Origin of the sequence: Stutzerimonas balearica DSM 6083, from assembly GCF_000818015.1 — a bacterium.
Classification (GTDB): Bacteria; Pseudomonadota; Gammaproteobacteria; order Pseudomonadales; family Pseudomonadaceae; genus Stutzerimonas; species Stutzerimonas balearica.
In genome coordinates, this window is record NZ_CP007511.1 from 716,776 (window position 1) to 730,386 (window position 13,611).

At 67.4% G+C, this 13,611-nt stretch carries 11 protein-coding genes and 2 pseudogenes; 4 read left to right on the forward strand and 9 right to left on the reverse strand.

The features are described 5' to 3' along the window. The first annotated feature begins 85 nt into the window (after positions 1-85). Positions 86-1,447: a nicotinate phosphoribosyltransferase gene (locus tag CL52_RS03220; RefSeq protein ID WP_043218475.1), complete on the forward strand. Its 1,362-nt coding sequence runs from the start codon at positions 86-88 to the stop codon at positions 1,445-1,447. Between the two features lie 21 nt (positions 1,448-1,468). Here the strand turns inward: CL52_RS03220 and pncA are convergent, their stop codons facing one another. The 5 genes from pncA to CL52_RS03245 all read right to left on the reverse strand — a co-directional run bounded on the left by pncA (position 1,469) and on the right by CL52_RS03245 (position 5,835). Continuing rightward, complete coding sequence (gene pncA / locus CL52_RS03225) at positions 1,469-2,098, reverse strand: bifunctional nicotinamidase/pyrazinamidase (protein ID WP_043218477.1); 630 nt, start codon at positions 2,096-2,098, stop codon at positions 1,469-1,471. Further along, a complete protein-coding gene (locus CL52_RS03230) occupies positions 2,095-3,051 on the reverse strand; it encodes a ribose-phosphate diphosphokinase (RefSeq protein WP_043218479.1) in 957 nt (318 codons plus the stop codon). The genes pncA and CL52_RS03230 overlap by 4 nt, the downstream gene beginning before the upstream one ends. Further along, positions 3,048-4,109, reverse strand: coding sequence for a phosphotransferase (locus CL52_RS03235; protein WP_043218481.1), 1,062 nt, complete (start codon positions 4,107-4,109; stop codon positions 3,048-3,050). The genes CL52_RS03230 and CL52_RS03235 overlap by 4 nt, the downstream gene beginning before the upstream one ends. A 268-nt stretch (positions 4,110-4,377) precedes the next feature. Then, the gene (ppa, locus tag CL52_RS03240; protein WP_041107951.1) at positions 4,378-4,905 is read right to left on the reverse strand and encodes an inorganic diphosphatase; all 528 of its coding nucleotides are present in this window, start codon (positions 4,903-4,905) and stop codon (positions 4,378-4,380) included. 108 nt (positions 4,906-5,013) lie between these two features. Beyond that, positions 5,014-5,835 (reverse strand): M90 family metallopeptidase, encoded by an 822-nt coding sequence (locus CL52_RS03245; RefSeq protein WP_043218483.1) that lies wholly within the window; start codon positions 5,833-5,835, stop codon positions 5,014-5,016. An 89-nt stretch (positions 5,836-5,924) separates the two neighbouring features. On the opposite strand from CL52_RS03245, the pseudogene CL52_RS21725 reads away from it, so the two are divergent. Together CL52_RS21725 and CL52_RS03250 are read left to right on the forward strand one after the other, a co-directional pair. Beyond that, a pseudogene (locus CL52_RS21725) lies at positions 5,925-6,002 on the forward strand (RidA family protein); the annotation flags it as partial. Next, a pseudogene (locus tag CL52_RS03250) lies at positions 6,000-6,261 on the forward strand (alkaline phosphatase D family protein); the annotation flags it as partial. The pseudogenes CL52_RS21725 and CL52_RS03250, both read left to right, overlap by 3 nt. A 6-nt stretch (positions 6,262-6,267) precedes the next feature. Here CL52_RS03250 and eutC read toward each other — a convergent pair. The 4 genes from eutC to exaC all read right to left on the reverse strand — a co-directional run bounded on the left by eutC (position 6,268) and on the right by exaC (position 11,808). Further along, positions 6,268-7,062 carry an ethanolamine ammonia-lyase subunit EutC gene (gene eutC, locus CL52_RS03255; protein WP_043218485.1) on the reverse strand — a complete coding sequence of 265 codons (795 nt, stop codon included), beginning with the start codon at positions 7,060-7,062 and terminating at the stop codon, positions 6,268-6,270. Positions 7,063-7,240: 178 nt separating this feature from the next. Continuing rightward, the gene (locus tag CL52_RS03260) at positions 7,241-8,632 is read right to left on the reverse strand and encodes an ethanolamine ammonia-lyase subunit EutB (protein ID WP_043218488.1); all 1,392 of its coding nucleotides are present in this window, start codon (positions 8,630-8,632) and stop codon (positions 7,241-7,243) included. An 11-nt stretch (positions 8,633-8,643) separates the two neighbouring features. Next, positions 8,644-10,092: an ethanolamine permease gene (gene eat, locus CL52_RS03265; RefSeq protein WP_043218489.1), complete on the reverse strand. Its 1,449-nt coding sequence runs from the start codon at positions 10,090-10,092 to the stop codon at positions 8,644-8,646. A 195-nt stretch (positions 10,093-10,287) separates the two neighbouring features. Further along, entirely contained in the window at positions 10,288-11,808 is a 1,521-nt protein-coding gene (gene exaC, locus CL52_RS03270) for an acetaldehyde dehydrogenase ExaC (protein WP_043218491.1), read from the reverse strand. Between the two features lie 212 nt (positions 11,809-12,020). Between exaC and mpl the strand changes: the two genes are divergently transcribed. Continuing rightward, complete coding sequence (gene mpl / locus CL52_RS03275) at positions 12,021-13,370, forward strand: UDP-N-acetylmuramate:L-alanyl-gamma-D-glutamyl-meso-diaminopimelate ligase (protein ID WP_043218493.1); 1,350 nt, start codon at positions 12,021-12,023, stop codon at positions 13,368-13,370. Positions 13,371-13,611 lie beyond the last annotated feature (241 nt).

The following is a 13,611-nucleotide window of genomic DNA, read 5'->3' on the forward strand; positions in this document are numbered from 1 at the left end:
GTCCGTTTGCCGCCATCTTTGGCGCTGGCGTGGAGCTAGAGTTTGATCGATATCAGCTCGCCGCTACGGCGAGACGGAGCCGCCGATGACCGCCAAGCCCCCGCGACTCGCCGCCCCCGGCGTGCTGCTTACCGACCTCTACCAGCTGACCATGCTGCAGGGGTACTTCGAGCGCGGCATGACCGAGACCGCGGTGTTCGAGTTCTTCGCTCGAGAGCTGCCGGCCTGTCGCCACTTCTATCTGGCCGCGGGGCTGGAGCAGGCGCTCGACTACCTCGAGCAGCTGCGCTTCAGCCCCGCGGAGCTGGCCTGGCTGGCCACCCAGCGGATGTTCAAGCCAGCCTTTCTCGACTACCTGGCCGCGCTGCGATTCACCGGCGACGTGCATGCGATGCCCGAGGGCACGCCCTTCTTCGCCGACGAGCCGATCCTGCGGGTCACCGCGCCGCTGCCGGAGGCCCAGCTGGTCGAGTCGCGGCTGATCAACCTGCTGCATTTCCAGACGCTGGTCGCCAGCAAGGCTGCGCGCATCGTGCTGCAGGCGCCGGGCAAGCGCCTGGTGGACTTCGGCCTGCGCCGGTCGCACGGCGCCGAGGCCGGGCTGTTTGCCGCGCGGGCGTCCTATCTGGCCGGGTTCTCGGCGACCGCCACGGTCCTGGCGGGAGCCCAGTTCGGCATTCCGTTGGCCGGCACCATGGCGCACTCGTTCGTCCAGGCGCACGCCGACGAGCGCGAAGCCTTCGCCCATTTCGCCGAGAGCCTGCCGCAGTCGGTGGTCTTGCTGATCGACACCTATGACACCGAGGCTGGCGCCGCCAGGGTGGTCGAACTGGCTCCGCAGCTGGCGGCGCGTGGTCTCGCGGTGCATGGCGTGCGGCTCGACTCCGGCGATCTCGGCGCGCACGCGCGGCGGGTGCGGGCGATTCTCGATGCCGGCGGGCTGGGCCGGGTGACCCTGTTCGCCAGTGGCAGCGTGGACGAATACCTGATCCGTGACCTGCTGGCCCAGGGGGCGCCGATCGACGGCTTTGGCGTAGGTACGCGGCTGGATACGTCCAGCGATGCGCCGGCGCTCGATTGCGCCTACAAATTGCAGGAATACGCCGGACGGCCGTGCCGCAAGCGCTCCGAAGGCAAGGCAACCTGGCCTGGACGCAAGCAGGTCTATCGACGCTACGACGAGGCCGGCTGCTGCCAGGGCGACACGCTCGCGCTCGACGCCGAGGTTGCCGACGGCGTGCCGCTGCTCGCACAGGTGATGCATCAGGGGCAGCGCCTGCGGCCCTCGCCGAGCCTCGACGAGGTGCGCCGCTACACCCGCGCGCAGTTGGCGAGCCTGCCGCCGGCGTTGCGCGGGCTCGACCCGGCACCGCCCTACGCGGTGCGGATCAGCGCGTCCATCCGTGCGCTGGCCGCCGAGGCGGACCGCTTCAGCGCGGGTCTCTGAGCCCGCGCTGGTCGGCGCTCGCTAAGCGCGCTCGAGCACCTCGACGCCGGCCGCGCGCATTGCCGCCAGCGCCTTGGCCACCGAGCCCTCGATGTCCAGGCCGCGGCAGGCCTCGGCCAGCAACACCGTTTGAAAGCCCGCCCGGCGTGCGTCGAGCGCCGAATACAGGACGCAGTAGTCGGTCGCCAGGCCGGCGAGGAACAGCCGGCGGATACCGCGTTCGCGCAGATAGCCGCAGAGCCCGGTCGGCGTGCTGCGGTCGTTTTCGTAGAAGGCCGAATAGGAATCGATGCTGCGCCGGTAGCCCTTGCGCAGGATCAGCTCGGCCCGCGCCGTCAGCGCCAGCTGCGGATGAAACTCGGCGCCAGGGCTGCCCTGGACGCAGTGCTCGGGCCACAGCGTCTGCTTGCCGTAGCCGAGCGTCACGGTCTCGAACGGCTGGTGGCCGGGGTGCTGGCTGGCGAAGCTGTGATGGTCGGCCGGGTGCCAGTCCTGGGTTAGCACGATGTGCTCGAAACGCTCGGCCAGGCGGTTGATCGGCGCTATCACTTCGTCAGCCGCGGGCACCGCCAATGCCCCACCGGAGCAGAAGTCGTTCTGCACGTCGATTACCAGCAGCAGGTCATCCGAGTTCGGTTGCAGCCTGTTCATAGGCCGTATTCCTCGGTCAGCGAGGCGGCGACCAGCGCCGTGGTGTCGAGAATCTCCAGGCGCCGGGCGCAGAGGGCCGGGTCGAGGCGGAACGGCGGCACGCTGTCGCCGATGAGGATGCGCTCGAACAGGGGGCTGTCCAGCAAGGCGCTGCCGCCGGTGAACAGGCCGTGGGTGGCGGCGGCGAACAGGCGCGTCGCCCCCGCAGCCTGACAGGCCTGGCCGGCGCGCAGCAGGGTGCCGCCGGTGCTGATCAGGTCATCGAGGACGACCGCGACCGCGCCCTTCACCTCACCGACCAGGAGGCCGCCGGTGACCACGTCGTTGGCCCGGTACTTTTCCATGAAAGCGCTGCCGACCGGTCGCCCGAGGCGGCGTTCGAGGGCCTGGCGAAAGCGCTCGGCGCGCTTGGCGCCGCCGGCATCGGGCGAGACCGCCACGACCCTGGTGTCGGCTGGCAGGTCGGCGAAGCGCTCGGCGAACAGCTCGGCGCCTTCGAGGTGGCGGGTCGGGATGCGAAAGGCGTTGTCGAATGCGGCCGGGTTGTGCACGTCGATGACGCTCAGCCGCGCGACTCCGGAAGCTTCCAGCAGCGCCGCAACATAGCGGCTGATGATCGGGTCCTGGTATTGGGTACGGCGCTCCTTGCGGGCGTAGCACAGGTACGGCGCGACCACATGCACGCGCGCGGCACCGGCATCCCTGAGTGCTCCGCAAAAGAACAGCAGGCGGCAGAGCTTGTCGTTGACGCTACGTTCGACCTCGCCATGGAGCGAGTGGAATACCACCACCTGGCGGCCGAGCACCGGCTCCAGCGGGCGGCTCTTGTGCTCGCCGTCCTCGAAGTCGCGCTCCTCCAGCGCGGCCAGGGGCAGGCCGAGGCGGTTGGCGACGCGGCTGGCGTAATCCTCGCTGCCGTGCAGGGCGAACAGCAGGGGAGTCGATGGGATCATGGGCGGCTCCTGTGGTCGACGGTCGTTTGGGCGATGGCCAGGTCGGTTGGTGCGCCGAGCCGTTCCAGGTAGTGCTCGGCCTGCCGCAACAGCGCCTGGGCGCGACGCGCCTTGTCCGCGGCGAGTTGCGCGTTGGGCTGGCGGCCGGCGCTGCAGGCCTGGGTAAACGAGCGGGTGGCCGCGCGCAGCGACAGGAACAAGGGTAGCGGACGGACGTCATCCGGCACTTCGCCGTGGCGCAGGTAGCGGCGCAGCAGGTGTTCACCGAGGACGGCGAGGCCGTGGTGATCGAGGTCCATGAGGACGAAGGCGAGATCGAATAGCACATCGATGCAGGCCAGCCGCTCGCTGAACTCGATGCCGTCGAACAGCGTCGGCTGGCCGTCGAGCAGGCAGATGTTGGCCAGGCGTAGGTCGCCATGGCAACGCCGCACGCAGCCAGCGAGGCGGCGTCGTTCGAGCAGCGGGGCGAGCTGTTCGAGCGCGTCGAGCGCGCCACGGTGCAGGCGTTCGACGGCCTCGGCCTCGAGCAGCGCCGGGTAGCGGCGCAGTTCGCGGTGGTTTTCGGCGATGACTTCGGCGATGCCCTGCGCGCCGCCAAAGGTCGGCGTGACCTCGGCGGCAGCATGAAAGCGCGCGATCTCGTCGCCCAGGCGCTCAGCTAGGTCGACGTTGAGGTTGCCGCTGCTGGCGAGGCGTTCGAACAGGGCGTCCTGCGGGAAGCGGCGCATTACCACCACCCAGTCCAGCGCGTGCTCACCGCCACCATCGAACACCAGCCCGCCGGTGCCGGCGCGGTCGATCGAGCGCACTTCCAGATACAGCGTCGGCGCAGTGCGGCGATTCACCACCAGTTCGGCGCGACAGGCCCGCTCGCGGCTCTCGCGGCTGCGAAAGTCCAGCGCCGCATAGGCCACCGCACGCTTGAGCTTGTAGGCCCGGCGGCCATGCAGAAAGATCACCGACCCGTGGGTGTCGATGCGCTCGACGACACCGTCCGGCTCGCCATAGCTGGCCGGGCGGGAAAGAAAGTCGATGACCTCGGCCTGGCTATCCATGTATCGCTCCGCAGGTGGCGGGCGGCAGCGGGCCTGCCGTGGCGCGCAAGGCTTCGGTATGGCGCAGGGCGAGGCATAACGGCGTCAACGCGATGATCGATCCTCCCTTGGTGATCGGAGCAGCCGCTGGTGACGGCACTGCCTGATCAGAGCGTAGCTGCCCATGGCGGTTCGAAGGGGGCGGAAGGATCGGGACGAAGGGCGGGGGCGTGAAAGGCAGGCAATAAAAAAGCCGGCTTGTGGCCGGCTTTTACGGGGTGGCGTTGGCTTACTTCTGGTAAGCCGCAACCGCCTTGTTGATCGCGGCGCGGGCGGCGTCGGCGCCTTCCCAGCCTTCGACCTTGACCCACTTGCCCTTCTCGAGATCCTTGTAGTTCTCGAAGAAATGCTTGATCTGCTCGATCAGCAGCGGCGGCAGGTCGGTGTATTCCTTAACGTCCTTGTACAGCTGAGTCAGCTTGTCGTGCGGGACGGCGATCAGCTTGGCGTCGCCGCCGGCTTCGTCGGTCATGTTCAGCACGCCGACCGGACGGCAGCGGATGACCGAACCCGGGGCGACCGGATAGGGGGTCACGACCAGCACGTCGAGGGGGTCGCCGTCGTCGGCCAGGGTGTGCGGGATGAACCCGTAGTTGGCCGGGTAGAACATCGGGGTGGCCATGAAGCGGTCGACGAACAGGCAGTCGGTGTCGTGATCGATCTCGTACTTGATCGGCGCGTGGTTGGCCGGGATCTCGATGGCGACGTAGATGTCGTTCGGCAGGTCTTTGCCGGCCGGGACTTTGCTGTAGCTCATGAAGGAAAGGCTCCGTGATCGGCCAGCGCGGCCTGGGGGCGTAAAAAAGTGGGCGCGATTATAGGCGCATTGCGCCGGGCAATGCACGCCGGCTTCGACGCGCCCAATTCAGGTGGGTTCCCGATAGGCCGGATGCTCGGCCTGCAGCCGTTGCAGCCGTTGCAGCCGTGCCAGCGGGTCTTGCCGGTAGAACGCGGCGAGCTGCGCGTAGACCTCAGGAAAGGCGTGCTGCAGCACGTCCGGTGCGCTGAAGAAGTATTCGCTGGTCACCGCGAAGAATTCCGCCGGGTTTTCCGCGGCGTAGGGGTCGATCGGCGTCTCGGCTTGCGGGTTGGCGTCCAGCGCGGCGTTGAGCCGGTCGTAGGCGCCCTGCATGGCCGCGGCCCAGGCATCGATGCGCATCTGCCGATGCAGCGGCGGCAGGCCGTTGGCGTCGCCATTGAGCATGTCCAGCTTGTGCGCCAGCTCGTGGATCACCAGGTTGTAGGCCTCCCAACCGCCGCTTTGCTGCACACCGGGCCAGGCGAGGATCACCGGACCCTGCAACCAGGCTTCGCCGCTGTGCTCGGCGTCCCACTCGTGCTCGACGCCGGCGGCATCGCGGTGTTTTTGCGGGCTGAGGAAGTCATCGGGGTAGATGACGATCTCGTGGAAGCCGTGATACCAGCCGAGATCGGCCAGGTGCAGCAGCGGCAACTGCGCCTGCAGTGCCAGGCGCAGGCGGTCCTCGGCCTGCAGTTCGACGCCGGGCAGGGCGGTGAGGCGCTTGTCGTGCAGGAACAGCACGGCGCGCTCGCGCAGCCGGTCGAGTTCCCCGTCGCTCAGACCGTCGAGAATCGGCAGGCTGTCGAGCACCCGCTGCCACAGGTCGGCATCGACCGGGTTGCGGGCGAGGATGCGTTTGCGCTGCCAGGCGCGAAAGGACCACATGCCGAGGCTTCCAGCGGGGCGGGGCGCTCACCATAAGCGCGGCGCTCACCCGCGGCAAGCGCGACCTCCGCAGCCGTGGAGCAGACGCCGGGGCTGGCCCGAAGCCTGCACGCATGCAGATTCCGGTGCCGCGTCTGGCACTGGCCGGCATGCTGTTCGAGATCGAGCCGTTCGAGCCGTTCCCGGAGTTCGTCGCAGGACCCTTGAACGCCGGCAGCTTCGGGCCGAATCCGCTGGACGGCACCTTCGGTCCGGAGGTGGTGTTCCAGAAGGCCGCGCCGGTGGCCAAGCTCGCCGCGGGCGGGCTTTCAGTTCTTCGGCGGGGTGGAGATTGACGCGCAGAGCGGTGCGCTGGGCGTGAGCCTGCGCGACATCGACGGCGCGGTGGTCTACAGCCAGACGCTGGAGCCCTGGCAGCCGGCCTGAGCCGGCTCAGCCGAGCAGGAAGTTGCCGGCGCGCGGCTGGCCGTCCAGCGCCGGCACGTCGGCTTCGTCCTTGAGCTGGACGCCGGATAGCTGTCGGCGGCTGGCTTCGCGCATCAGGTAGAGCAGGCGGTGCGCGGCCAGGTTGTAGCTCAGCCCCTCGGGGCGGATGTTGGAGATGCAGTTGCGCTGCGCATCGTGCCGGCCGACCTGCGGTGCCCAGGTGAAGTAAAGGCCCAGGCTGTCCGGCGAGCTGAGGCCCGGTCGCTCCCCGAGCAGGATCACCACCATGCGCGCCCTGAGGCGCTGGCCGATCTCGTCGGCCACCGCCACGCGGCCCTGTTCGACCAGGCTGATCGGCCCGAGTGTCCAGCCTTCGGCCTGGCATTGTTCTGCGATCTTCAAGGCCATGGGTGCGGCGTGGCGCTGAACGGCCAGGGCCGAGAGGCCATCGGCGATCACCAGCGCCAGTTCACAGCCGTCACCGGCCTCGGCGTCGAGCGTGGCGGCGCTGGCTTCGTCGAGACGTCGGCCGAGGTCTGGGCGTTGCAGATAGGTCTGGCGGTCGCTGGCGGCGCTGTGCAGTTGCAGATGGTCGAGATTGTGCTTGTCCAGTTCGGCGGCCAGCGCGGCGCAGTCCAGCGGCAGATGCACGGCGTCGCGCGCCTGGGCATGGGCGAACTGGAAATCCAGCTGCGCCACCGTCGGCAGACTGGTGCCGGCACGGCCAAGGGCGATGCGCGCCGGGGTCAGCTGGCGCAGGTGCTGCCACGGATTTTCGATGGTGGGCGAGCGGTCGGGCATGGCTACCTCGGCGCGTGGCGGTCAGGCGCGTGGACAAGCGCGCGGGAGAACGCGTGGAAAAACGCGTGGAAAAGACCTGCGGTCGTTTTCCACCCTACGGGCCGCGGCGAGAGCCTCGGCGTAGGGTGGAAAACCGCGCAGCGTTTTCCACGCTGCTGGCGGCGAATGAGGCAGCGCTTCATGCCTGCTGCTCCAGCGCCCGGCGGAAGGCTTCGGGCAGGTCCCGGCCGAGCTGCAGGTGATTGCCGTCCTGTCGGAGGATCTGCATCTTCGCCAGCCACTCCTCGAATTCCGGTGCGGGCTTGAGGCCGAGCACCTGACGCACGTAGAGGGCGTCGTGAAAGGAGGTGGTCTGGTAGTTGAGCATCACGTCGTCCGAGCCCGGGATGCCCATGATGAAGTTGATGCCCGCCGTGCCGAGCAGGGTCAACAGCATGTCCATGTCGTCCTGGTCGGCTTCGGCGTGGTTGGTGTAGCAGATGTCGCAACCCATGGGCACGCCGAGCAGCTTGCCGCAGAAGTGGTCCTCCAGCCCGGCGCGGATGATCTGCTTGCCGTTGTAGAGGTATTCCGGGCCGATGAAGCCGACCACGGTGTTCACCAGCAGCGGCTTGTAGCGGCGTGCGACGGCGTAGGCGCGGGCTTCGCAGGTCTGCTGATCGACGCCGTGATGGGCGTTGGCCGAGAGCGCGCTGCCCTGGCCGGTCTCGAAATACATGAGGTTGTCGCCGAGGGTGCCGCGCTTCTGCGACAGGCCGGCCTCGTAGCCTTCCTGCAGCGTTGCCAGGTTGATGCCGAAGCTGGCGTTGGCCGCCTCGGTGCCGGCGATGGACTGGAACACCAGGTCCAGCGGCGCGCCGCGGTTGATCGCCTCGATGGAGGTGGTGACATGGGTGAGGATGCAACCCTGGGTCGGGATCCCGTAGCGGCTGATCACCGCGTCGAGCATCTTCAGCAGCTCGCAGATGCCGGCGGTGCTGTCGGTGGCCGGGTTGATGCCGATCACCGCGTCGCCGTTGCCGTAGAGCAGGCCGTCGAGAATGCTCGCGGCGATGCCGGCGCCGTCGTCGGTGGGATGGTTCGGCTGCAGCCGGGTGGACATGCGTCCGGCCAGGCCGATGCTGTTGCGAAAGCGGGTGACGACGCGGACCTTCTGCGCGACGAGGATCAGGTCCTGCACGCGCATGATCTTCGACACCGCGGCGACCATCTCCGGCGTCAGCCCCGGTGCGAGGGCTTTCAGCGACGACTCGTCCGCCTCCTCGCCGAGCAGCCAGTTGCGGAAATCGCCCACGGTCAGGTGGCTGATCGGCGCGAAGGCGGCGGCGTCATGACTGTCGATGATCAGCCGGGTGACTTCATCGCTTTCGTACGGGATCAGTGCTTCTTCGAGAAAACGCCTGAGCGGCACATCGGCCAGGCACATCTGCGCCGCCACTCGCTCGGCGTCGCTGCCCGCCGCGACCCCGGCGAGCAGGTCGCCGGAGCGCGCCGGGCTGGCCTTGGCCATCACCTCGCGCAGATCGTCGAAGCGCCAGGTGGTGCCGCCCACGCTGTGCGAGTACGTCATGGCTGCTCTCCCTACTTGAGTGTCGCCTCGGCCTGCTCGATCGCCGCGAACTCTTCCTCCGGCGTGCCGGCCACCAGGTGGTGCCGACTGTAGATCGCGAAATAGGCGATGAAGATCCCGTAGATGATCGCGGCGCCGATCACCACCCGCGGATCGACCAGGAAGCCCGCGATGACCGCGATGCAGGCCAGTACCAGCGCCACGCCCGAGGTGACGATGCCGCCGGGTGTCCGGTACGGGCGATGCAGATCCGGCCGGCGCAGGCGCAGCACGATGTGCGAAGCCATCATCAACACGTAGGAGATGGTCGCGCCGAACACCGCGACGAGGATCAGCAGGTCGCCCTGGCCGGTCAGCGAGAGCAGGAAGCCGATCACACCGGGGATCACCAGGGCCAGCACCGGCGCCTTGTTCTTGTTGGTCAGCGATAGGTTGCGCGGCAGGTAGCCGGCCCGCGACAGGGCAAAGATCTGCCGCGAGTAGGCGAAGATGATCGAGAAGAAGCTGGCGATGAGCCCGGCCAGGCCGACCAGGTTGACGAAGCCGCTCATCCAGGTGGACGAGCCGTAGGCCGTGGTCAGCGCTTCCACCAGCGGGTTGCCGGATGCCACCAGGGTGCTGGAACCGGCGCCGCCAGGGCCGACCAGCAAGATCAGCCCGGCGAAGGCGACCAGAATCAGCATGGCGCCGATCAGCCCGCGGGGCATGTCGCGCTGCGGGTTCTTGGTTTCCTCGGCGGCCAGCGGCACGCCTTCCACGGCGAGGAAGAACCAGATCGCGTAGGGAATCGCCGCCCAGATGCCGACATAGCCATAGGGCAGGAAGTTGCTGGCACCGGCAGCGGTGGTCGGCGCGATATCGAGCAGCTTGTCCACCGAGAAGTGCGGCACCATGGCGACGATGAACACCGCCAGGGCAAGGGCGGCGACGGCGGTGATGATGAACATCAGCTTCAGCGCCTCGCCGACGCCGAAGATATGGATGCCGATGAAGACGATGTAGAAGGCCAGATAGATCATCCAGCCGCCGATGCCGAACAGCGACTCGCAATAGGCGCCGATGAACACGGCGATCGCCGCCGGCGCGATGGCGTATTCGATGAGGATCGCCGTGCCGGTGAGGAATCCGCCCAATGGGCCGAAGGCGGTGCGGGCAAAACCATAGCCGCCGCCCGCGGTCGGGACCATCGAGGACAGCTCGGCCAGCGAGAAACACATGCACAGGTACATGGTCGCCATCAGCAGCGTGGCGATGAACAGCCCGCCCCAACCGCCCTGGGCGAGGCCGAAGTTCCAGCCGGCGTAGTCGCCGGAAATCACATAGGCGACGCCAAGGCCGACCAGCAGCACCCAGCCGGCGGCGCCTTTCTTCAGTTCGCGTTCCTGGAAATAGCTACTGCCAACGGTTTCGAAATCGATCGCATGCTGCGGTGGCGCGGAGCGGCTGTGTTCGAGGGCCATGGGGAAATCCTCTTGGATAGGTTGGCAGTCTCTCCCTAGCAAGCGTCATGCCCCGGCACCGGAATGCAGGATTGCCGGTGTTTTGTCAGCGGATGTCGACAGAAACGCACCTTTTGCGCGCCCTCAGCACCACGGCAGGGCCCGGCAGGTGTCTTGTTCAAGGCGCGGGCGGCAGGTGCCACCCGCGCCGGCCGATCAGAAGAAGCCCAGCGGATTGATGTCGTAGCTCACCAAGAGGTTCTTGGTCTGCTGGTAGTGGTCGAGAATCATCTTGTGGGTCTCGCGACCAACGCCGGACTTCTTGTAACCCCCGAACGCCGCGTGGGCCGGGTAGAGGTGGTAGCAGTTGGTCCACACGCGGCCCGCCTTGATCGCCCGGCCCATGCGGTAGGCGCGGTTGATGTCGCGGGTCCAGACGCCGGCGCCGAGGCCGTACTCGGTGTCGTTGGCAATGGCCAGCGCCTCGGCCTCGTCCTTGAAGGTGGTGACGCCGATCACCGGGCCGAAGATCTCCTCCTGGAACACGCGCATCTTGTTGGTGCCCTTGAGCAGGGTCGGCTGGATGTAATAGCCGGTGGCGAGCGAGCCTTCGAGCTTCTCCGCGGCACCGCCGGTGAGCACCTCGGCGCCTTCCTCGCGAGCGATATCGAGGTAGGACATGATCTTGTCGAACTGCTGCTGGCTGGCCTGGGCGCCGACCATGGTGTCGGTGTCCAGCGGGTCGCCACGCTTGATCTGCGCGACCTTTTTCATCACCGCTTCCATGAACGGCGCGTAGATGGATTCCTGCACCAGCGCGCGCGACGGGCAGGTACACACCTCGCCCTGGTTGAAGAAACCCAGCACCAGCCCCTCGGCGGCCTTTTCGATGAAGGCCGGTTCGGCCTGCATGATGTCCTCGAAATAGATGTTCGGGCTCTTGCCGCCCAGCTCTACGGTGCTCGGGATGATGCTCTCTGCGGCGCGCTTCATGATGTGCGAGCCCACCGGAGTGGAGCCGGTGAAGGCGATCTTGGCGATGCGCTTGCTCGAGGCCAGTGCCTCGCCGGCCTCACGGCCAAAGCCGTGCACCACGTTGAGCACGCCCGGCGGCAGCAGATCGCCGATGCATTCGAGCAGCACGTTGATGCCCAGCGGGGTCTGCTCGGCCGGTTTGAGCACCACGCAGTTGCCGGCGGCCAGCGCCGGGGCGAGCTTCCAGGCGGCCATCAGGATCGGGAAGTTCCACGGAATGATCTGCCCGACCACGCCCAGCGGCTCGTGGAAGTGATAGGCCGCGGTGTGTTCGTCGATCTCGGCGGCGGTGCCTTCCTGGGCGCGGATGCAGCCGGCGAAGTAACGGAAGTGGTCAGCCGCCAGCGGGATATCGGCGTTCAGCGTCTCGCGCACCGCCTTGCCGTTGTCCCAGGTTTCAGTGACGGCGAGCATCTCCAGGTTCTGCTCGATACGGTCGGCGATCTGCAACAGGATCAGCGAGCGCGCCTGCACGCTGGTCTTGCCCCAGGCGTCGGCGGCGGCATGGGCGGCGTCCAGAGCCTTCTCGATGTCGGCGGCGTCCGAACGCGGGAATTCGGCGATGGGCTGGCCGTTGACCGGCGAAAGATTGGTGAAGTACTGGCCACCGACCGGCTCGACGAACTGGCCATTGATGAAGTTGCCGTAGCGGGATTTGAAATTGACCTTGGCACCCTCGGTGCCGGGATGGGCGTAACGCATGGTGTGTCTCCGGGTCTTGTAGCGGTCGTGGAAACGGCGGTCGTTTCAGCGTAGATCAGCTTGCCGAAGCCGGCGAACGAGTTGATCTGCGCGGTGGTTCCGGGCGCCGGCAGGGGCCGATTGCCCGGCGCCGCTGTGCTAATCTGCCGCGCATTTCCCGGCTTCGCGGGGGCGCCGTGACGGCGCTGCGCGGGGCATTGCAGAGGTCACCCATGCATATCCATATTCTCGGTATCTGCGGCACCTTCATGGGCTCGCTCGCGGTGCTGGCCAAGGAACTCGGCCATCGCGTCACCGGCTCCGACGCCAACGTCTATCCGCCGATGAGCACGCAACTCGAGGCGCAGGGCATCGAACTGATGCAGGGCTACGAGCCGGCGCATCTGGAACCGGCACCCGATCTGGTGGTGGTGGGCAACGCCATGTCGCGTGGCAACCCGGCAGTCGAATACGTGCTGAACAAGGGCCTGCCCTACGTCTCCGGCCCGCAATGGCTGGCCGATCACGTGCTGCAGGGGCGCTGGGTGCTGGCGGCGGCCGGTACCCATGGCAAGACCACCACCAGCAGCATGCTGGCCTGGGTGCTGGAACATGCCGGCATGAGCCCGGGCTTTCTCATCGGTGGCGTGCCGCAGAACTTCGGCATCTCCGCGCGTCTGGGCGGTACGCCGTTCTTTGTTGTGGAGGCCGACGAATACGACAGCGCTTTCTTCGACAAGCGCAGCAAGTTCGTCCATTACCGTCCGCGCACCGCAATCCTGAACAATCTGGAGTTCGATCACGCGGATATCTTCCCCGATCTCGGCGCCATCGAGCGGCAGTTCCATCACCTGGTGCGCACCGTGCCGGGCGAAGGGCTGATCATCCATCCCGAGTCGGAAACGGCGCTCAAGCGCGTCATCGGCATGGGCTGCTGGACACCGGTGCAGACCACCGGCAACGGCGGCCAGTGGCAGGCGAAGCTCCTCAGCGCCGACGGCTCGCGCTTCGAAGTGATCTTCGACGGGGAGGTGCAGGGCGTCGTCGACTGGGAGCTGACCGGCCAACACAACGTCAACAATGCGCTGGCGACGTTGGCGGCGGCACGGCATGTCGGCGTACTGCCGAAGCAGGGTGCCGAGGCGCTCAGCGAATTCCGTAGCGTCAAGCGGCGCATGGAGAAGGTCGCCGAGGTCAATGGCGTGACCATCTATGACGACTTCGCCCATCACCCGACCGCCATCGCCACCACTCTGGACGGCCTGCGCAAGCGCGTCGGCGATACGCCGATCATCGCCGTGGTCGAGCCGCGTTCGAACTCGATGAAGCTCGGCGCGCACCGCGAGGGCCTGGCCGAGTCGGTGGCGCTGGCCGATCAGGCGATCTGGTACGCACCGGCCAACCTCGGCTGGGACCTGGCCGCGACCGTCGCCGGCTCGCCGGTGCCGACCACGGTCTGCGATTCGCTGGAAGCGATCATCGCCAAGGTCAAGGCCGCCGCCACGCCGGGCACCCAGGTGGTGGTGATGAGCAACGGTGGTTTCGGTGGGCTGCACAACAAGCTGGCCGCGGCGTTGGCGTAGGGTGGAAAACGCCGAAGGCTTTTCCACGCGTCAGGTTACGGCCGAAGCGCCAACGCCATGTAACGGTGGAAAACGCTTCGCGGTTTTCCACCCTACGAGGACCGTAGGTGGGGTGGAAATCGCCGCAGGCATTTCCACGCGCCGGGTTGCCGATGTGGCGGGCACCGGGTGAATTTGTTCTCAAAGCGTCGCGAGCGAAGCTTAGGCAAGGCGAAACCTTGCGAGACAGCGGAGCTTGCTG